This window comes from Streptomyces beigongshangae, from assembly GCF_019710745.1.
Classification (GTDB): domain Bacteria; phylum Actinomycetota; class Actinomycetes; order Streptomycetales; family Streptomycetaceae; genus Streptomyces; species Streptomyces beigongshangae.
On sequence record NZ_JAHKJW010000010.1, the window covers coordinates 81,022 to 99,595 of the forward strand.

The following is an 18,574-nucleotide window of genomic DNA, read 5'->3' on the forward strand; positions in this document are numbered from 1 at the left end:
CAACGGTCGTCGGCTCAACCCCGGTCGGAGGCGATGGCCATGACGTACTTGCCGTAGTCCGAGGAGGCCATCCGGGAGCCCAGCCGGTGACAGGCGTCGGCATCGATGAATCCCATGCGCAACGCGATCTCCTCGATGCAGGCGATCCGCACCCCCTGGCGCTCTTCGAGCGTACGGACGTAGTGGCCCGCCTGGAACAGCGATTCCGGCGTTCCGGTGTCCAGCCAGGCGAATCCCCGGCCCAGATCCACGAGTCGGGCCCGGCCCCGCTCCATGTAGACGCGGTTCACATCGGTGATCTCCAGTTCGCCGCGCGCCGACGGCCGGAGGTTCTTCGTGATGTCGACCACGTCGTTGTCGTACAGGTAGAGGCCGGTGATCGCGCGGTTGGAGCGAGGGTGCTGGGGTTTCTCCTCGATGGAGATGAGATTGCCGTTGACGTCGCTCTCTCCCACGCCGTATTCCCGGGGGTCGTTGACCCGGTAGCCGAACAGCACGCATCCATGGACGCTTCTGGCGTTCTCCGTCAGCGTTGCAGAGAAGCTGTTGCCGTGAAAGATGTTGTCACCGAGGATCAGCGCTACCGGACCGTCCCCGATGTGGCCGGCCCCGATGAGGATCGCGTCCGCGATACCGTGCGGGGAGTGCTGCTCCCTGTAGGAGACGTGCAGTCCCAGGTGGGAGCCGTCTCCCAGGAGTGCCTGGAAGTTCGGTGTGTCGGAGGGTTTGGTGATGATGAGTATGTCCCGGATGCCCGCGAGCATGAGCACCGAGAGCGGGTAGTAGACCATCGGTTTGTCGCCCACGGGGAGAAGCTGTTTCGACGTGCCGATGGTGATCGGATGCAGACGGGTTCCCACCCCGCCGGCGAGTATGATGCCCTTCATGTGCGTTTGCCCTTTCGGAATCGCATGGGGTTCACGGACGGCACGGCTCCGCCGACTCGTAGCGCACGTTCGAGATCGCGCTCGGCCTCGCTGAGCGGAATCCCGCGCAGGAGCCTCTCGGGATGTCTCGGACCGGGCTCGTCGAGATGCCGGACGGGTGGGACGTACACCCAGATGCTCCCTGCGGCGATCAGCCCTCTGGCGATCGCGTGCAGGAGACGCGAGAGCATCATCGGCCTCCCGGCGCGACAGGCGAAGAGGGGGCGGCTCGGTCCTCGCCGTCCGCCCATGGCCCGGAGAACGAGGCGACGTTGAGATCGTGGCCCTCTGTCCACAGCCGGGCCACGGCGCCCAGCAGGGATCGGCGGTCCGCCGCCGGACCCCTGGGACGGGCCGGAAGCGCCGGCACCACCGCGCTCGCCCCACTGCGCACCGCAGGGTGCCGGCGTGCGAACGCGGTCAGGGTCTGGCGCGGTCCGGCCTCGACCAGCAGCGTGTCCTCCGCGGCGAGCAGCTGGTCGAGGGCCTGCCGGAAATACACGGTGTCCGTAATCTGCCGGGCCCAGAACCGCGGGCTCAGTGCGTCCTGTTCACTCATCAGCCCGCCGGTGTAGCCGGAGTAGAGCGCAAGGTCGGGGGACCGGAAACCGATCCGCGTGTATTCCCGCTCGACGGCCTCGGCGGCCGGGGCCATCGCGGGGGAGTGGAAGGGGCTGGTCGCCGGCACCGTCACGACGGTGTGGCCGTCGGCACGCAGTCGCTTCTCGACGAGAGACAGCTGGGCCGCGGGGCCGGCCAGCATGGTCTGCAGTTCGGCGTTGACCGCGGCGACGGCCACCTCGGCGATCAGATAGGGGCGCAGTTGAGCCTCGGACGCCGCGACGGCGAGCATTCCGCCCGCCGGGACGGACAGTGCGTGACGGACGCGCTCACGCATCATCGTCACGGCGTCCGGGAGGGACACGACGCCGGCGAAGGCGGCGGCCACGAGTTCGCCGGCGCTGTGACCGAGGAGTGCCGTCGGACGCACTCCCCAGCTCATGATCAGCTTTCCGAGTGCGTAGTCCACGGCGAACAGCAGCGGCTGCGCGCGCCGGACGTCGTCCATGTCGATGACCGGCCGGTGCGGGGCGAGCCAGTCGGCGCGGATCGCCGCACCCTCGGCGCCCATCAGGTCCAGCACCGTGTCGACGGCCTCGGTGAACACCGGCTCGTGCCGGTAGAGCCCGGAGGCCATCTTCGTGTGCTGCGAGCCCTGCCCGGGAAAGAGCAGCGCCACCGGACGCGGGCGGTCGGCCGTGAACGCCTTGGCCGCGTCCAGCGCGGCGGTAGGGTTCACGGAGTTGCACAGGGCGGCGGCCCGGACAGGGCCCGGGCATGGTCTGCACGGCACCACGGCGGGCAGGGCGCGGAAGACGTCGTCCGTCATCCCGTCGACCACCAGGCGGAGCCGGGCCCGGGTCCGTGTCTCGTCGCCCGCGCCGCTGCCGGACCAGAGCAGCATCCGTGTGGTGTCGCCCGCCGACGCCGGGTCGTCCTCCCGGGGCACCCTGCTCAGAGTGACCCGGCTGGCCCGGACGGGTCCCGGCTCACCGAGACCGGCCAGCACCAGCGCCACGTCCTTGGTGCCGTCGACGAGTTCGGCGTGCGCCAGCACCAGGGCCGACACCGCCGACTCCGCGGTGCGCACGGCGACATCCTCGACGCCGCCGTGCGGCGACGGCGGGGAGTCACCGGTCACCAGGAAGACGACGGTGCCGGCGCGCGTCGGTGAATCGGTGAGCCCGAACGCGTCCAGGGCGGTGTCGACGCCTTGCGCGCCGGCCGGCGACTGCCCCTCCGGAGGTTCCTCGAGAACGGTCAGATCTCGTGTGACAACGTTCAGAGCTGTACAGGACAACTGTGTCTCCTGACGTCGTGTGGCCCGTGGGCGGCCGGGGCGGCACACCGCGGTCGGGTGCCTGAGAAGGGGCGCGCCGTCCCCGGTACGGGAGTCGGGCAGGTCACCCGGTCTGCGGCACGTGCCCATTGGTGTTGATCAGCGCCAGCAGGGCGCGCGGGGTGTCCGCGTCGGCGGCCGCCTCGTCCGGCAGCCGGATGCCGTATTCGCGCTGGACCTGGCCGATGACCTGGAGCATGGCCAAGGAGTCGTAGCCGAGATCGTCGAAGGAGACGTCCAGGACGTCGCCGTCCATGTCGACGCCTTCTTCCTCGCCCGCGCTCTCACGCAGCATCCGGGTGAGGTCGGCCAGGGTTACCGTGGTGGTTGCGGACATGCCGTGGTTCCTTTCGGCGGGGGTCGGAGGATCAGCCGTCGGTACGGCGCAGTACGAGGGCCGCGTTGAAGCCGCCGTATCCGCGGGCGAGGACCAGAGCCGATCGCGGAGCGGTGTCGCGGGGCTGGCCGGTGACCAGATCGAGCCCGTACGCGGGCGCCGGAGCCCGCACATGGACGGTCGGAGGGATCACTCCCGCGTGCAGGGAGAGCAATGCGGTGGCCACATCGAGGGCCGCACCGCCGGCCAGCAGCCGGCCGGTCATGGTCTTGGGCGCGGTCACCGGCACTCCGCGCGGCCCGAACAGCCCGCTGATGGCCGCGGCCTCGGCCTGGTCCAGTTCGGGCACGCCCGCCGCGTCAGCGAAGACCACGTCGATGTTCCGCGGGGTGAGGCCCGCGTCCGAGATGGCGATCTCGGCCGCCCGCCGCAGGCCGGGCGGCCGGCCCGACGTGGGCGGCGGGTCCATGGTCGCCCCGTAGCCGGCGACCTCGCCGTAGATGCGTGGGGCACCTCGTTCACGGGCCGAGGCCGCGTCCTCAAGGACGACCACGGCACCCCCCTCACCGACGACGTATCCGGACGCGTCCGCGGAGAAGGGCAGGTAGGCGCGGTCCGGGTCCGCGACGGTGCTCATGCGGCCGGTGGTGATCTGAGGCACCCAACCCCAGGGGCACAACGCCGAGTCCACACCGCCGGACAGGACAAAGGGTGTGCCCTTGCGGATGTGTCGCCGGGCGTGGCCGATGGCGTCGATGCCACCCGCCTGTTCGGTGAGCAGGACCCCGCTGGGGCCGCGCATCTTGTTCCGGATGGAGATCTGGCCCGTGTTGACCGCGTAGAACCAGGCGAAGGACTGGTACGCGCTGACGTGCTCCTTGCCCTTGCTCCACAGGTTCTGCAGCTCCCGCTGGCCGAACTCGACGGCACCGCCGGAGGCGGCGGTCACCACGCCCATGCCGTACTCGGGCAGCTGCCGCAGGTCGGCGCCGGTCTCGTCGATGGCCCAGTCGGCGGCGGCGAGTGCGAGCCGGGTCATGCGGTCCGTCTGCGGCATCAGCCGACTCGGTATGTGCTCCTCGGCGACGAAGCCCTTGACCTCACCGGCGATCACGCACGGGTACTGGGCCGCGTCGAAGCGGGTCAGCGGGACCAGACCGCTCTCTCCCGCCACGGTGGCCTTCCAGAAAGCCTCCGTTCCGAAGCCGTTCGGCGCGGCGATGCCGAGACCGGTCACGACGGCGGCGGTCATGACTGCGCCCGTGGACGGGTCAGCAGCATCGCGCTCTGGAAACCGCCGAAGCCGCTGCCGACGCTGAGCACCACGTCCGCCCATTGCTCGCGCGCAGTCAACGGGATGTAGTCGAGGTCGAGTTCGGGATCGGGTTCGTGCAGGTTGGCGGTGGGGGGCAGTACCCCGTGCTCGATCGCCAGCGCGCAGGCGACGATCTCCAGCGAGCCGATCGCACCGAGCGAGTGCCCGATCATCGACTTTACCGAGCTGATCGGTACGTGATGGGCGTGGTCGCCCAGAGTGCGCTTGAACGCGCCTGTCTCGTGACGGTCGTTCATCTTGGTCCCGGAGCCGTGCGCGTTGATGTAGCCGATGGCCTCCGGCGCGATACGGGCTTCCTGAAGGGCGGCGTTGATGGCCTCCGCCATCTCGCGGCCGTCCGGCTTGAGTCCCGTCATGTGGTAGGCGTTGCAGCGGGCGGCGAATCCGGCGATCTCGGCATAGACATGTGCCCCGCGCCTTCGGGCACTCTCCCATTCCTCAAGGACCATGACCGCGGCGCCTTCCCCCAGCACCAGACCGCCGCGGGTGCGGTCGAAGGGCCGACAGGCGCGTTCCGGTTCGTCGTTGTGCGGGGTGGTGGCGTGGATGGCGTCGAAGCAGGCCGAGGTGATGGGGGAGATGGGGGCCTCGGTGGCGCCGGCGATCATCACGTCCGCGCTTCCCTCGCGGATCAGCTCCACCGCGTGACCGATCGCGTCGAGTCCCGAGGTGCAGCCCGTCGACACCACGGCGGCAGGGCCTTCGGCGCCCGCGACCCAGGCGACTTCGGCCGCCATCGTGCTGGGGACGAAGTGCCGGTAGAGCTCCGGGACGGCGTACTCGTGGTCGACGTTCCACTTGCGCCCACCGTCGCTGACGACCACGTACTCGCGCTCCAGGCTCGTCGTGCAGCCCACTGCGCTGCCGATCGACGTGCCGATCCGGTCGGGGGAGGGGCGGGAGGCGTCCAGGCCGCTGTCGGCGAGCGCCTCGCGGGTGCTCACCACCGCGAACTGGGCGGCCCGGTCCAACCGACGGATCTCCTGTGGCGTCAGGCCCGCCGACACCGGATCGAAGTCGCACTCGGCCGCGACCCGTGAGCGGAAGGGGGAGGGGTCGAAGAAGCTGATGGTGCGAGTGGCGGATCGGCCGGCGGTGAGCAGTTCCCAGTACTCTTTTACGCCGATACCTCCCGGGGCTACGGCGCCCAGGCCCGTGATGGCGACTCTGCGCAAGGTCGTCACCTCTCTTGTGTGGGGACCGAGGGTGGTCCGGTGGGCCAGCGGGCGAGACGCCGCAGGTTCTCTGCGGGTGCGTCCCGCCCGCTGAATCGGTCGGTGGCACGCTCGTGACGGGTCACCGACGTCGATCCGGTTCATCGTTCGACGGCCCCCTCGATGCATGCTTGTGCCGACATGGAGCGTGGTGCCGGGAGACCGGGCCGGGGCGGGCGGTGGACGCGGAAGCGGGGACGCGCCCCAGGCGCGTCCCCGCTCGGTGCGAACGGCTCGGTTCAGAGAGCAGCGGCGTGCAGATCCAGCGTTGGATCGCCGGTGAGTATCGACTGGTGCAGCCGCTGGAGCCGGGGGGAGGGCTCAAGGCCCAGTTCCTCGATGAGAGTGGACCGTAACTGCTGGAACGCCTGAAGAGCCCGCCAGGCGTTGCCCGAGCGGTAGGAGGCCAGCATGAGCAGCGCGCAGAAGTTCTCGTGCATGGGGTAACGGGCCGTCAGCACGGTGAGCTCCGGTACGAGTTCGGAGTGCCGGGCCAGCCGCAGATCCGCGGTCAACCGGCGTTCGAGCACCGCGAGCCGGTCCTGGTCGATCCGGAGCACGTCCAGCTCCAGCACCCTTCCGACGCGTACATCGACGAGAGCCGGGCCCCGCCACATGTCGAGGGCCGCGCCGAGCAGATGGGACGCCGCCCGGTCGTCGTGCGCGTCGAACGCGGCCCGCCCGGCGGACGCGCACTGCTCGTACTCCTGGACGTCCACGTGTCCCGGAGGCAGGTCGAGCAGATAGCCGCCGTGCTGGGTGACCAGGATGTCCTTGGCCCCCCGGGTGGCGTTGTCCGAGAGCGCGCCGGTGATCATGCGGCGCAGCTGGAGGATGTAGGTCTGCAAAGTGGTGGCCGCACTGCGCGGTATGGCTTCGCCCCAGATCTCCTCCATCAGCGTGGACACCGTGACGATCCGTCCTGCCTGGAAGGCGAGCACGGCGAGGATCTGTCTGGGTTTGGCCGCACTTGGCACCACCGAGATTCCGTGCTCCTGGGCTGTCAACGGGCCCAGCACCTTGATTTCCATCCTGTGCTCCCCTCGGACACCGGTACGGCATCGGTGGAGCTTCGCACTCCGGCTGATCCGAGGCACAGTGAGGGATGCACGAGCACCGTTGTGAATATGTCATACCGATCTTGTGAACGTCGCACTACCAGGTGTCACAGGGCTACGTTGAGAATTCGTACGTGCGGATGCGCCACAGGGCGACCGCGATCGGCGGGCGGCGGCCGCGTGATGCGCCCCCTTGCGCGCCATCCGTCCTGTAATGACACACCGCAAGAATCAGCCACGGCTCAAGCCGGGACAAAGACGTCACCGGCGCCCTGCCGTGCGTGGTGGGGGCGAAGGCCCGTCGCCGGCCCGGGTCCGTGATCCGTATCTTTGCCGGAGCGGCTTTCGGGCCGGAGGAGGCTTGTTTACGCAGTTTAGGTCACTGGCTGTGATTGCGCGGATCCGGTGCGGTTGTTCGTTAAGTGCTTCCTGTTTACTATGGGTCCGGTGTGCTGTCGACTTTTGCAATATGGCCAATAGTGCAATTGATCTCAGTTATGCGGGGGACAGGTGGATGTTTTATTTGGTGAGCCCTGCGGTGATAATCGATCGGACCGTGAGCGTAGGGCCCTTAAAATCGCTCGACTGCTGCTCTTCGTCGTGGTGTTGAGTAGTGGTGCGCTGGCTCTGTTCGGCGTGGTGAAAGGGGCGTCCGGGACAGCGGAGATCGTTGCCTGTGTGCTGTGCGCGATACCGCTCATCGTATTCCAGATGATTCTCCCTTTTCTTCCGTATCGGCAGTGGGAGTCGGGACGTAGAGTTTCGCTCTTCCTTCTGGTCTCGGCAGCGACCTACCTTGCCATTGTGATGGCGGGGACGAACTGGAATGGGCTTGTAGGGCCGCTTGCCAGTTCCGCACTGTTATTGCTCACGGGATTCCGCGCCTGGGTCGCCTTCGCGCTGGTCGTCGCCGAAGCACCCGTGGGCGCAGCGGTTCAGGGATCGTCCATGGTGTCCTCCATCGAGCCCGCCCTGACCGCCGCTCTCTGCGGACTCGTGGTCCTGGGGCTCGCCCGGCTCACCCACCTCGTCTGCGAGTCACGGGCCTCGCAGGCGGAGACGGCCCGCAGGGCCGTTTCGCGTGAGCGGCGCCGTTTCGCCATGGACCTGCACGACCTGCTGGGTTACAGCCTGTCGTCGATCGCGTTGAAGAGCGAGCTGATCTACCAACTGGTGCCCAGCAGGCCGGAGCAGGCGCGCAAGGAGATCGACGAGGTTCTCGAAATCTCCCGCCAGGCCCTGTCCGACGTGCGACTTGTGGCGCGGCGCTATCGAGGCATGTCGCTGGAGAGCGAGGTGTCCTCCGTGGAGTCGGTGCTGAACTCCCTCGGAGTCGTCGCGCACGTGGACATCCGGTGCGGGAGCCTGCCGCCCGCCCTGGACACCGCCCTGGCCACCGCAGTACGCGAGGGAGTGACCAACGCCCTCAGGCACGCGCACGTCCGGCACGTCACGATCCGGGCGATCGGCGAGCAGGAGTGGGTCCGGCTCTTGGTCGCCAACGACGGTTTGGCCGGCGGCGCGCGCGGACAGCCTTGTCTGGGCGGCGACGGTCTGCACAATCTGGCCAGTCGGTTCGACGACATCGGAGGTCATGTCGACGCGGGAGCGACGGATGACGGCTGGTTCCACCTGATGTGTGAGGCGCCCCGGGGCGTCGCGCTGGAGTCGGTCCGACCGGCTTCCTGAGACCGGAGGTCCACGTTGTCCGTCAGAGTCCTCATCGCCGAAGACGTCTCCATGCTGCGCGGAGCCCTGGTGGCCCTGCTGGAGATGGAACGGGACCTGGAAGTGGTGGCGGCCGTCGGACGCGGGGACGCGATCGTGCCGACGGCCCTCAAGACCAAGCCGGACGTCGCCGTCATCGACATCGGCCTTCCCGGGATCGACGGGCTGAGCGCCGCGGCCGAACTCCATCGGCAACTGCCGGACTGCCGGACCATCATGCTGACCGGGCTGGGCCGCTCGGGCACGCTGCGGCGCGCCCTGGACGCCAGGGTCTCCGGGTTCCTGCTCAAGGACTCCGAACCGCCCCGGCTCGCCCACGCCATCCGTGCCGTCGCGGCCGGACAGCGGGTCATCGATCCCGAACTGGCGCTATCGGCCTGGGACGTACAGGCCACGCCCCTGACCAGGCGCGAGCTGGAAGTGCTGCGGCTGGCCGCGCAGGGAGCGGAGGTCGGGGAGATCGCCAGGCGCCTGCGCCTCTCCAAGGGCACCGTGCGGAACTACCTGACCGCCACGGTGACCAAACTCAACGCCCGCAACCGGGTCGACGCCATCCGCATTGCCGAACAAGCGGGATGGATCCCCTAGAGCCGGCCCGGCCGGGCGGCGCACCGGCCGCCCGGGCCCGGCTCACCGGGCTCCGGAACCGATGAGTTCCCGGACCTCGCGACCCACCTGCCGGTGGATGGCCTTGAGTTCGCCGTCGAGCAGCAGCCGACGCAGCTCGCCGCGCTCCACCGTCCCGCCGGCCGTCCGGCGGATCGTCCCGCGGGGCACGAGGAACACTCCGCCCGGGGTGAGCCGGAACTCCTCGGACAGGTGCTTCTCCACCGCCCGGACGAGACCGGGGAAATCGATGCCGTAGTGGTTCTTTCCCCGCAGCTCCAGGACGAGCACCAAGTGCTCCTGCTCGACACCGACACCGAAGGCCGCGCCCGCCCCGAACAGATCGCTCAACCGGCGGACGGCACGCTCCAGATCACCAGGTGACAGAGGGGACCCCGCCCGCCCGACGGTGTCCTCGGGCGGACCGGTCACATACAGACGCCCGCCGCACAGCGCGCCCCGGTCCCCGGTGCGCAGGAAGCCGCGCGTGCCGTCGGCAGTGCGGGCGTCGAACGTGTCGGTGGTCTCGAGCGGGCGGTTCCAGTAGCCGTCCGCGATCGCCGGCCCTCGGACCCAGATCTCCCCCGCCCTTCCGTCCGGCAGCACTTCGAGGCTCACCGGATCGACGACGCGCAACTCGGCGCCGACGGGCACCCCGCAGTCCGCCAGGGTGCGTGTCGGCCGGCCAGGGACCGGAGCACGCAGTTCGCGGTCCTCCAGCGCCGCCGCGTCCACGGTGCGGTGGGCCGCCTCGCTCCTCGACGCGCCGGACACCAGGAGGGGCACCTCGGCCGGTCCGTAGCAGGTCCTGAGCGCATCGGGCCGAAAGCCCGCCGGAGCGAACCGGTCCGCGAAGGTCCGCAGCATCTCGGGCCGGATCGGTCCCGGCGTGCATACGGCACGCTCCCAGCCCGACAGGTCCAGCCCAGCCAGCTCCTGGTCACCGATCTGGCGCGCACACAGGTCGTACGCCGGGCCGGGACCTCCGCTCACGCGCAGGCGGTGGGCCGAGACGACTTTCAGCCAGGCCGCCGGTCGACGGTCGAACAGGCCCGGACTCAGCAGCACGCAGGTGCCTCCCAGCCAGAGCGGGTGCAGGAGCAGGCCGGTCAGGCCCATACCGTGGTGCACCGGTGACCAGCCGCCGATCCGGTCGCCCGGCCGCGTGTCCAGCACCCGGGCGACCGTGCGCTGACCCACGACGAGGTTCCGGTGGGTCAGGACCACACCGCGGGGCTGCCGTGCGGAGCCGGACGTGTACTGGATCAGGGCCACCTGGTCGGCGTCGTCCACCGGCGTGCGGAGTCCGTCCCCGTCCGGCGCTGACTCCACCGCCAGACAGCTGATCCGGTCGTGGCCGTGCCGGGCCAGGAGCACCGAGACGTCCGGCGCCGTCGCCGCGTCCGTGAGGACGACTCCGGCCGACGCGTCCCTGGCGATGCCGAGGACCCGGTCCGCGTCGTGGCGGCTGGTGCCCGGCACCGCGACGGGTACGGCGACCGCTCCCGCGTACATGCAGGCGAGGACGCTCACCGCGAAGAAGCGGGGCGAGGACTGAAGCACGAGCACGCGCTGGCCGACGGGCCCGCGCTCCCACAGCCAGCCGGCCAACGCGGCCGCCTCGCGGTCCAATTCGCCGTATGTCACACGCTCGACGGGCGCGTCCGGACCGTTCTCGCCCACGGACAGCAGAGCCTCCCGGCAGGGATGCGCCGTCGCCCACTCGCGGATCGTCTCGCCGTACGAACGATCGCTGTTCAACGTTCCCCCTAGCAGGCAACCGGGCCCGAGGCCGTCGACGTCGGGCCCGGTCACGGATCGGTGATCTCGAACGGCGGTCGTGCGGCGGCGGGCGGGGACCGGGCGTCCCGGGCACCGCGCCGTTCCCGTCAGCCGCTCTGTTCCACGTACTGCTTGGCCCGGAGCAGGGTGGCGGAGCTGTTGGCGTCGAGGGACCGACGGACCATCGCGCCGGCCTCGGCAAGCTTCGTGGTGGGTCCCAGCACTCCGCGCACGCCGTCCATGTCGAGCACGACGGTGTGCCAGGAGGTGGCACGCACCATGGGCACCCCGCCCTCGCCCTGGACGGACTCGACGACCCACCGCCCCGTGTGGCCGGTCATGACCGGTGGGGGCGTTGTCTGCTTGTAGACGATCAGCCCGCGGTCGGGAAAGCAGAGCCTGACCGAGGACGTCGTGTGCTCGGAACCGTCAGGACTGTAGGTGTCCATGGTCAAGTGCTGGACGCCGGGCTCGTCCTCACGCAACTGCACTCGAGCGACGTGGGGAAGCCGACTCGGCCACGCGTCGGCTCGTGCCAGGAAGCCGAACACGTCCCGCCGGCTGCCGCTGATGTCCTGGTGCGTGCTGAAGGTGAACCTCGACTGCGTGAAATCGGCGAACCGCTCGGCCGTGGCCTTCAGCGCACGCAGCTCGGCGGTGCTGTTGGTGTCCACGGCGGTCTCGATCAGGCGCAGGGCCTCGGGGTCGTCGTCGATCGCTCGGTAGTCGTGCAGCAACGTCACCCGACAGCCGTCGGCCGTCTCCACGATCCGCCACTCTCCGACCATCGACGCCACCGGCGGAGCGGTCACCACCTGTCGGAACGTCACCGTTCGGGTCGCGGGATCGAGGGACCGGCGCGAGGTCCAGCTGCGCACGCGGCCGTTCGCGAACGCCCAGATCCGCAGCAACTGGTGCTGCTCGGTCTCCTCTAGCACCTCGGCGTGCACCGTCGGACCGAAGACGTCGGGCCAGCCCCGTACGGCGGCTATGAGCTCGTAGACGTCCGCGGCAGGCGCCATGATGATGGCACTGTGCTCCGCGACATGGGTTGCCGCACTGCTCTTTACCACAGGACATTCCTCTCGACTGGGCCGCCGCGGCGGCGTCTTCCACGGGCGGGATCGGGCGGACGCTGGGCCGGATGTCAGCCGACGGCCCAGGAGGGACGTTCGAGGATGTCGACCACCGCGCAGCCCCAGCTGTAGCCGGCGCCCACCGACATCAGCACGCACCGGTCACCGGGCACGGCCAGGCCGGAGGAGACGAGTTGGTCCAGGCTCGCGAACTGGTCGCCCGCGCCGAGATGACCGACGGTCCGGCTCCAGTCCCACGTGGTGCGGTCCGGGTCGATGCCGAACGGCCTGTAATAGATGGACTGCAGCCGGCGCCGGCCGAAGTGCGGAAGGATCACCCATGCGGCGTCGGCGAGTTCCATCCCGGCGTCCGACAGCGCCTCTTTGACGACGCTGTACTGCCCTGCGCTGCTGCGGGCGACGGCATAGGAAATGCCCATGCGCTCGACGAACGAGCGCTTGGCCGCGTCGAAGTCCACAGGCATGCCGTGGGTGAACGGCGCCGGTGAGAACGGGATGTCGCCACGGTGCAGGGGTTCGAGTTCGGCGTCGGCGTACAACGCCACCGAGGACAACGACGCGAACCCGACGCGCCGGGAGAGCACCAGCGCCGTACCTCCGTCGGCGTACGGAGTACCCGGGTCGGTGCGCCAGCGGTCGATGCCGGGCGGGCAGAAGCGATCGGCGGTGGTCAGCAGCGCGTCGCGGTGGCCGGGCGCGGACCTCAGATACGCGGCGGCCAGTTGGAGCGCGGCCAGTCCGCCGTTGCTCATCTGCCGGATCTCCAGAGCGGGGCAGGTGTTGCGGAGCGTCTCGCGCTGTATGTAGGAGGCGACCGGCCAGAGATCCTGACCCTGGTGATAGGTGTCGGCGTGCAGGATCAGGTCGATGTCGTCCGCCTGCGCCTCGGCGCGGTCGAGGGCGTGGGCGGCGGCCGCGACCGCCATCTCCGCCGCCGACTCGTCGAGTGAGCGGGCCACGGAGACGATGCCGGTGGTCTCGGCGGTTTGTGGCGGACAGTCGCCCGCGGCGACGGCCTCGCTCACCGGCAGTGCGGCCGGGAGCCGGACGCCGGTGGCCCGTATGTACATGCCTTCCGTACGCATGGTCATTCCGTCCTGGGGCTCGGTCCGTCAGTGTGCTGCGGCTGCCGGTTCGTGGCCCGGGGACCGCGCTTCGCCGAGGTGGCCGTCGGCCGGCGCCAGCAGGTACCGCACGGCGTCCAGCAGCGCCTGGACGAAGGCGGAGTCGGCGTCACGGTCCACCCCGACGGTGTTCAGCCGGTCGGACCCGTGCGTGAAGGAGGCCAGCACCCGGGCCAGCACCGGTCCGCCGGACTCGCCGACCGGGAGGCGTACCTGATGGTTGGCCAGCCGCAACCGCCGCAGCCGTGGGAACGACGGGTCGAGGGCGTGGTGCACAGCCCGGTCGAGGGCGTCCACCGCGGTGTTGCCCGAGCCGGCGCCCTCGACCGGCACGCCGTCCACCCGCAGCCGGACCGAGGCACCGGACCGTGCCCGGCCGGTGTCGTTCCGCTCCGTGGTGACGTGCCAGGACAGGAGGTCGACTGGTGGCCCGCCCTGGTCCGCGGACAGTTCGGCGCTCAGCAGCAACGCGAAGGAGGTGTCCGCCGACTCGAAGCTGTAGCCGCGGTGTTCCAGCTCCTTGACCTTCGTGGCCAGCCGCGCGACGGTTTCCCCCGCGTCGGTGACGTCGTAGCCCAGTTCTTGGGACTTGAGCAGGATTGACGACCGGCCGCCCATGTCGGACACGAGCGTGCGCATGCTGTTGCCGACGTCCAGCGGGTCGATGTGCTGGTACAGCGCGCTGTCCCTGCGCAGCGCGGAGGCGTGCAGGCCGGCTTTGTGCGTGAAGGCCGACCTGCCCACGTACGGGGCGCCGGCGGCCGGGGAGCGTCCGGTGATCTCGGCGACGGACCGGCTCACCGCGACCATGCCGCCCAGCCGGTCGGGCGGCAGCACCGGCACCCCGCGCTTGAGGATCAGGTTGGCGGCCAGCGTCAGGAGATCGGCGTTGCCGCACCGCTCGCCGTAGCCGTGCACCGTGCCCTGGACATGGCGGGCTCCGGCGGCCACGGCCGCCATCGAGTTGGCGACCGCGCACCCTGAGTCGTCGTGGCAGTGCACACCGATCGGCACACCCGTGCTCCGGATCGTGTCGGTCACCACCGTGCCCACCTCGTCCGGCAGTGAGCCGCCGTTGGTGTCGCACAGCACCACGGTCTCGGCCCCGGCCTCCGCGGCGGTGCACACCACTTCCAGGGCGTAGTCGCGGTTGGCGCGGTGGCCGTCGAAGAAGTGCTCCGCGTCGAGAAAGACCCTGCGGCCGGCGAGGACCAGGTGCCGCACGGTGTTGCCGATCGCCGCGAGGTTCTCCGCCAGAGTGGTTCTCAGAGCGAGTTCGACGTGCCGGGGATGGCTCTTGGCCACCAGGGTCACCACAGGGGTCTCGGCGGTGAGCAGCGCCCGCACCTGCGGATCGGTCGCGGCCGAGGCCCCGGGTTTGCGAGTGGCACCGAACGCCGCCAGCAGGGCGTTGTCCAGCTGCAGTTCCGTGGCCGCGCGCCGGAAGAATTCCGTGTCCTTCGGTACGGCCCCAGGCCAGCCGCCCTCGATGAACCCCACGCCCAGGGCGTCCAGGCACCGCGCGACGGCGAGTTTGTCGTCCACCGACAGCACGAGACCCTCCTGCTGCGTGCCGTCGCGCAGGGTGGTGTCGTAAAGCTGGAAGTCCTTTGCTGCCATCTGCCCCTCCCGCGGTGCTGGTTCGGTGTCAGGCCGTGTCGGCCGGGGACGCGAAGCGTGGATCCGGGCGCTCGCGTCGCGCTCAAGAGCGGCTGGGCGCTTCGCGGCGGTCGGCCAGGTCGAACCCGGAGTCGGCGTGGGCCGCGCCGGAGGACAGCAGGTGCTCGATCTCCGCCGCCGACCACCCCGACTCGGCCAGGACCTCACGTGTGTGCCGGCCCTTGACCGGGGCGGGCGCGGGCCGGGGCGCCTCGGCCCCTTCGAACCGCGGTGCGGGGGCGGGCTCAAGGGCGGGACCGTCCGTCAGGAACGTGCCGCGGGCCCGTAGATGCGGGTGACGGGCCGCCTCGTCGAGGCTCAGCACCGGGGTCACGCACGCGTCGGTGCCGGCGAGGTCGGCCGCCCACTCGTCGCGGGTGCGCCGGGCGAAGCGGTCCGCGAACGTGGACCGCAGCACCGCCCAATTGTCGCGTTCCCACCGGTCCGGCAAGCGGCCGGGGTCGAGCCCCAGGGCATGGACCAGGGCCGTGAAGAACCGGTCCTCAAGAGCTCCCACGGCGACGTACCCGCCGTCGCGGCAGAGGTACACGCCGTAGAACGGCGCTCCGCCGTCGAGCAGGTTGCCGCCTCTGGATGCCTGCCACTGCCCGCTGCCCGACATGCCGAGCAGCATGCCCATGAGCAGTGCGGTGCCGTCCACGACGGCCGCATCCACCACCCGGCTGCGGCCCGTCCGCCGCTGCTCCAGCACCGCCGCGAGGATGCCGCCGAACAGCAGCATCCCGCCGCCCGCGAAGTCGCCCAACAGGTTGGCCGGCGGAACGGGAGGCCCTCCTGCCGTTCCGATCGCGTCCAAGGCACCGGTCAGCGCGATGTAGTTGATGTCGTGTCCCGGTGTCCGGGCCAGCGGTCCGTGCTGCCCCCATCCGGTCATGCGGGCGTACACGAGGGCGGGATGGCCGGCGTGGCACTCCTCCGGCCCCAGGCCCAGACGCTCGGCCACTCCCGGCCGGAAACCCTCCACGAGGACGTCGCACTGCCTCGCGAGTCGTAGCGCAACCCGCACCGCGTCGGGCTTCTTCAGATCGAGAGCCAGCGAGCGGCGCCCACGGTCCAGCACCCGGTGCCACTTCGCGAACGGCCGCTCCCCGTCGGCCCGTTCGATCCGGATCACCTCGGCCCCCAGATCCGCCAGCAGCATGCAGGCGAAGGGCGCCGGGCCGATGCCGGCCAGCTCCAGTACGCGCAGCCCTGAGAGCGGCCCCTTCCCTGCGTCCGTCTCCGGCCCCGAGGGGGAGCAACCACCGAGTACTGACATCACACGCTCCGTCGATCGGCGACACCGTCGCGGCTCAGGCTCTGCCACGCCGGTCAAGAGCGGCTCGAACGCGACCACGTCCTCGCGTGGGCGATCCACCCGAGGTCCAGACGGCCACAACCGCGGGGGCCCACGCTGGCCGTCCGGCCGCCGTCCTCGGCCCATGGGGTGGGGGAGCCGCCGGTCCGCTCTCAGCCGCCTGCTTCGAGGAGGGAACCATGCCGGACCAGATCTTCGCCGGACGTACCGTCGTTGTCACCGGCGGTGGCACGGGCATAGGCCGTGCCACCGCGCTGTCCTTCGCCGAGCAGGGAGCCACCACCGTGATCGTCTGTGGCCGCCGCAAGGAGCGCCTCGACCAGGTCGCGGCCGAGCACCCGGCCGTTGTACCGGTGGCCGCCGACGTGACCGAGGAAGCGGGTGCCGAGGCGCTGGCCCACGAGGTGCGGGAGCGCGGCGGCGCGCTGGACGTCCTGGTGCACAGCGCCGGTGTCTTCCGCTTCACACCGCTCGGCGCACTCGGACCGGACACTGTGCGAGAGGTCCTGGACACCAACCTGGTGGGACCGTTGATCGTCACCCGGCACCTGCTGCCGTACCTGCTCGCACGGCGCGGGAACATCGTCCTGGTCTCCAGCCGCGCGGGTCACAACCCGGGGCCCGGGCAGTCGGTGTACGCGGCGAGCAAGGCGGGCGTGCACAGCCTGACCCGCAGTTGGGCAGCGGAACTCGCGGCACACGGAGTGCGGGTCAACGCCGTGGCCCCCGGATTCGTACGCACCGAGGCGTTCGAGGCCAACGGCATGACGCCGCAACAGGTGGAGGGGCTGTTCGACGCGGTCACCGCCGGCATTCCCCTGGGGAGGGTGGCGGACGTCGACGACATCACCCCGTGGATCACGCAGCTGGCCCGTCCGGCCGCGTCGCTGGTCACCGGACAGATAGTCACCGTCGACGGGGGCATGGACACGGGAACCGACCCGGCCGGACAGGAGCGCTGAGGCCGGGCGCCGCAGCGTATCCGTGGGGCATCGCGCTACGGCGCGGCTCCGACACGCCTACGACGCGACGCCCATAGCGGACGGCCTTCGTCCTAAAGGAAATCTAATGTCGCTCACGAGATCGATACCGCCGTGAGCAGGGAGACTTCGATGAGGTTCACGTTCCGTCCCGCGCCGGCCGACACGTCCGTGCCAAAGCCGGAGGCCGACCGGATACGCGGGTGGGCGACGGCCGTCGTCATGGCGGCGAGCCTCATGGACCTGGTCGACCTCACCATGGTCAATGTCGCCCTTCCGACGATCCGAAGAGATTTCGATGTTCCACACGCCGTTCTGCCCTGGATAACAGGCGGTTATGCGTTCGCGTTCGCCGTCGTCCTCGGGCACGGCACACGGCTGGGCGACGTGCACGGGCGCCGGAGACTGTTCCTCGTCGGCATCGGGGCCTTCACCGTCGCGTCCGTGCTGGGCGGAATTGCCCCGAGCCCCGAGACGCTGGTGGCCGCCCGGTCGGCACAGGGTGCGGCGGCGGCGCTCATGGTCTCCCAGGTGCCCCACATACTCGACGCCTTGTTCCCCGCCGACGAGCAGGGACGGGTGGCGGCCCTCTTCGGCGCGGTGATCGGGCTGGGCTCGGTGACCGGTCCGCTGGTCGGAGCCGTGCTCCTGGAGAGCGACCTGTTCGGCCTCGGCTGGCGTTCGGTTTTACTGATCAACGTGCCGATCGGGCTGGCGGGTCTGGTACTGGGGCGGCTCTGGATCATTGAGTGCCGGGAACATCCGCGTCCCGTCACGTCGACCGCCGTCGTCCGCCACGCGCGGGCCGGCAGCCGCCGACACGACGGCCCGCCGGTGGTCAGGTCCCTGTTCGGCATCCGGAGCTACGCCGTCGGCATCGGGATCGAACTCGTCTACGGCACCCTCGGCGGCATCTACTTCCTCGCTTGGTGCTTCCACATGCAGGCCGGGCTCGGCTGGTCCCCCGTGCGGGCCGCTCTGTGCATGCTGCTCTTCGGTGCCGCGGTGGCCGTCTGCGCCGGGCTCGCGCGCGACGCCCTCTTCCCGAGGTACGGGCGGAAGGTGCTGCAGGCCGGAGTGCTCACGCAGTTGGCGGGGGTCCTGGTGTACGACTGGCAGACACAGCACTACGGCACCGGTATCCAGTCCTGGCAGATCCTGCCGGCACTGGCCCTGCTCGGCGGCGGCATGGGACTGACGGTGGCACCGCTGCCGACGGTGCTGCTGGCCGATGTCCCCCGCGAGCACCAGCGCTCCGCGGCCGTGCTCGGCAACACGACCTACCAGCTGGGGGCGGTCCTGGGAATGAGCCTGGTCCCGGTGGCTTTCCTCGGGCTGCTGGACGCCGGACATCCGGTCTCCGCGGCCTTCTCCCACACACTGCGGTGGATCGCCTGCCTGCTCGCGGCGGCCTTCCTGCTCACATTCGCGCTGCCCCGGCAGGCGCGCCGGTGGCCGTCGGAAGCGTCCAGGACCGGCGCCGACGGTACGTCCACGACCGTCTGAGCC

The 18,574-nt window shown here is 70.4% G+C and carries 16 protein-coding genes; 4 read left to right on the forward strand and 12 right to left on the reverse strand.

Features of this window, described 5'->3' with window-relative positions; all coding sequences use genetic code 11:
• Window positions 1-14: 14 nt before the first annotated feature.
• The 7 genes from rfbA to KM933_RS10135 all read right to left on the reverse strand — a co-directional run bounded on the left by rfbA (window position 15) and on the right by KM933_RS10135 (window position 6,744).
• Complete coding sequence (gene rfbA / locus KM933_RS10105) at window positions 15-887, reverse strand: glucose-1-phosphate thymidylyltransferase RfbA (RefSeq protein ID WP_221350407.1); 873 nt, start codon at window positions 885-887, stop codon at window positions 15-17.
• On the reverse strand, window positions 884-1,177 hold the full coding sequence (locus tag KM933_RS40570) for a DUF6059 family protein (protein WP_430727296.1): 294 nt from the start codon (window positions 1,175-1,177) through the stop codon (window positions 884-886). The genes rfbA and KM933_RS40570 overlap by 4 nt, the downstream gene beginning before the upstream one ends.
• Window positions 1,117-2,787 carry an acyltransferase domain-containing protein gene (locus KM933_RS10115; protein WP_260333324.1) on the reverse strand — a complete coding sequence of 557 codons (1,671 nt, stop codon included), beginning with the start codon at window positions 2,785-2,787 and terminating at the stop codon, window positions 1,117-1,119. The genes KM933_RS40570 and KM933_RS10115 overlap by 61 nt, the downstream gene beginning before the upstream one ends.
• 103 nt (window positions 2,788-2,890) lie before the next feature.
• Entirely contained in the window at window positions 2,891-3,163 is a 273-nt protein-coding gene (locus tag KM933_RS10120) for an acyl carrier protein (RefSeq protein ID WP_221350412.1), read from the reverse strand.
• Between the two features lie 31 nt (window positions 3,164-3,194).
• Window positions 3,195-4,415 carry a ketosynthase chain-length factor gene (locus KM933_RS10125; RefSeq protein ID WP_221350414.1) on the reverse strand — a complete coding sequence of 407 codons (1,221 nt, stop codon included), beginning with the start codon at window positions 4,413-4,415 and terminating at the stop codon, window positions 3,195-3,197.
• Complete coding sequence (locus tag KM933_RS10130) at window positions 4,412-5,674, reverse strand: beta-ketoacyl-[acyl-carrier-protein] synthase family protein (protein WP_260333325.1); 1,263 nt, start codon at window positions 5,672-5,674, stop codon at window positions 4,412-4,414. The genes KM933_RS10125 and KM933_RS10130 overlap by 4 nt, the downstream gene beginning before the upstream one ends.
• A gap of 278 nt (window positions 5,675-5,952) precedes the next feature.
• Window positions 5,953-6,744 carry an AfsR/SARP family transcriptional regulator gene (locus KM933_RS10135; protein ID WP_221350418.1) on the reverse strand — a complete coding sequence of 264 codons (792 nt, stop codon included), beginning with the start codon at window positions 6,742-6,744 and terminating at the stop codon, window positions 5,953-5,955.
• A 975-nt stretch (window positions 6,745-7,719) separates the two neighbouring features.
• Between KM933_RS10135 and KM933_RS10140 the strand changes: the two genes are divergently transcribed.
• Both KM933_RS10140 and KM933_RS10145 read left to right on the forward strand, forming a co-directional pair.
• Window positions 7,720-8,460 carry a sensor histidine kinase gene (locus KM933_RS10140; RefSeq protein WP_221350420.1) on the forward strand — a complete coding sequence of 247 codons (741 nt, stop codon included), beginning with the start codon at window positions 7,720-7,722 and terminating at the stop codon, window positions 8,458-8,460.
• A gap of 15 nt (window positions 8,461-8,475) precedes the next feature.
• Window positions 8,476-9,087 carry a response regulator transcription factor gene (locus KM933_RS10145; protein WP_221350422.1) on the forward strand — a complete coding sequence of 204 codons (612 nt, stop codon included), beginning with the start codon at window positions 8,476-8,478 and terminating at the stop codon, window positions 9,085-9,087.
• Between the two features lie 42 nt (window positions 9,088-9,129).
• Here the strand turns inward: KM933_RS10145 and KM933_RS10150 are convergent, their stop codons facing one another.
• From KM933_RS10150 to KM933_RS10170, 5 genes are all read right to left on the reverse strand, one after another.
• Window positions 9,130-10,866, reverse strand: coding sequence for an AMP-binding protein (locus KM933_RS10150; protein WP_221350424.1), 1,737 nt, complete (start codon window positions 10,864-10,866; stop codon window positions 9,130-9,132).
• Between the two features lie 128 nt (window positions 10,867-10,994).
• The gene (locus tag KM933_RS10155) at window positions 10,995-11,960 is read right to left on the reverse strand and encodes an aromatase/cyclase (protein ID WP_308013325.1); all 966 of its coding nucleotides are present in this window, start codon (window positions 11,958-11,960) and stop codon (window positions 10,995-10,997) included.
• Between the two features lie 74 nt (window positions 11,961-12,034).
• Window positions 12,035-13,069: a ketoacyl-ACP synthase III family protein gene (locus tag KM933_RS10160; RefSeq protein ID WP_221350428.1), complete on the reverse strand. Its 1,035-nt coding sequence runs from the start codon at window positions 13,067-13,069 to the stop codon at window positions 12,035-12,037.
• 27 nt (window positions 13,070-13,096) lie between these two features.
• Window positions 13,097-14,728, reverse strand: coding sequence for a citramalate synthase (gene cimA, locus KM933_RS10165; RefSeq protein ID WP_221350430.1), 1,632 nt, complete (start codon window positions 14,726-14,728; stop codon window positions 13,097-13,099).
• An 82-nt stretch (window positions 14,729-14,810) separates the two neighbouring features.
• Window positions 14,811-16,046, reverse strand: a complete 1,236-nt coding sequence (locus KM933_RS10170) for a CaiB/BaiF CoA transferase family protein (protein ID WP_221350432.1) — start codon at window positions 16,044-16,046, stop codon at window positions 14,811-14,813.
• A 218-nt stretch (window positions 16,047-16,264) separates the two neighbouring features.
• Between KM933_RS10170 and KM933_RS10175 the strand changes: the two genes are divergently transcribed.
• A complete protein-coding gene (locus KM933_RS10175) occupies window positions 16,265-17,047 on the forward strand; it encodes an SDR family NAD(P)-dependent oxidoreductase (RefSeq protein ID WP_221350434.1) in 783 nt (260 codons plus the stop codon).
• Between the two features lie 150 nt (window positions 17,048-17,197).
• Window positions 17,198-18,571: an MFS transporter gene (locus KM933_RS10180; RefSeq protein WP_221350436.1), complete on the forward strand. Its 1,374-nt coding sequence runs from the start codon at window positions 17,198-17,200 to the stop codon at window positions 18,569-18,571.
• Window positions 18,572-18,574: the final 3 nt, after the last annotated feature.

What these genes read in the sequence shown, in the direction of transcription:
- rfbA (WP_221350407.1), bottom strand. Translation starts at nt 887, where the DNA reads ATGAAGGGCATCATACTCGCCGGCGGGGTGGGAACCCGTCTGCATCCG.
- KM933_RS10170 (WP_221350432.1), bottom strand. Translation starts at nt 16,046, where the DNA reads ATGTCAGTACTCGGTGGTTGCTCCCCCTCGGGGCCGGAGACGGACGCA.
- KM933_RS10180 (WP_221350436.1), top strand. Translation starts at nt 17,198, where the DNA reads ATGAGGTTCACGTTCCGTCCCGCGCCGGCCGACACGTCCGTGCCAAAG.
- cimA (WP_221350430.1), bottom strand. Translation starts at nt 14,728, where the DNA reads ATGGCAGCAAAGGACTTCCAGCTTTACGACACCACCCTGCGCGACGGC.
- KM933_RS10175 (WP_221350434.1), top strand. Translation starts at nt 16,265, where the DNA reads ATGCCGGACCAGATCTTCGCCGGACGTACCGTCGTTGTCACCGGCGGT.
- KM933_RS10120 (WP_221350412.1), bottom strand. Translation starts at nt 3,163, where the DNA reads ATGTCCGCAACCACCACGGTAACCCTGGCCGACCTCACCCGGATGCTG.
- KM933_RS10125 (WP_221350414.1), bottom strand. Translation starts at nt 4,415, where the DNA reads ATGACCGCCGCCGTCGTGACCGGTCTCGGCATCGCCGCGCCGAACGGC.
- KM933_RS40570 (WP_430727296.1), bottom strand. Translation starts at nt 1,177, where the DNA reads ATGGGCGGACGGCGAGGACCGAGCCGCCCCCTCTTCGCCTGTCGCGCC.
- KM933_RS10160 (WP_221350428.1), bottom strand. Translation starts at nt 13,069, where the DNA reads ATGCGTACGGAAGGCATGTACATACGGGCCACCGGCGTCCGGCTCCCG.
- KM933_RS10140 (WP_221350420.1), top strand. Translation starts at nt 7,720, where the DNA reads ATGGTGTCCTCCATCGAGCCCGCCCTGACCGCCGCTCTCTGCGGACTC.
- KM933_RS10135 (WP_221350418.1), bottom strand. Translation starts at nt 6,744, where the DNA reads ATGGAAATCAAGGTGCTGGGCCCGTTGACAGCCCAGGAGCACGGAATC.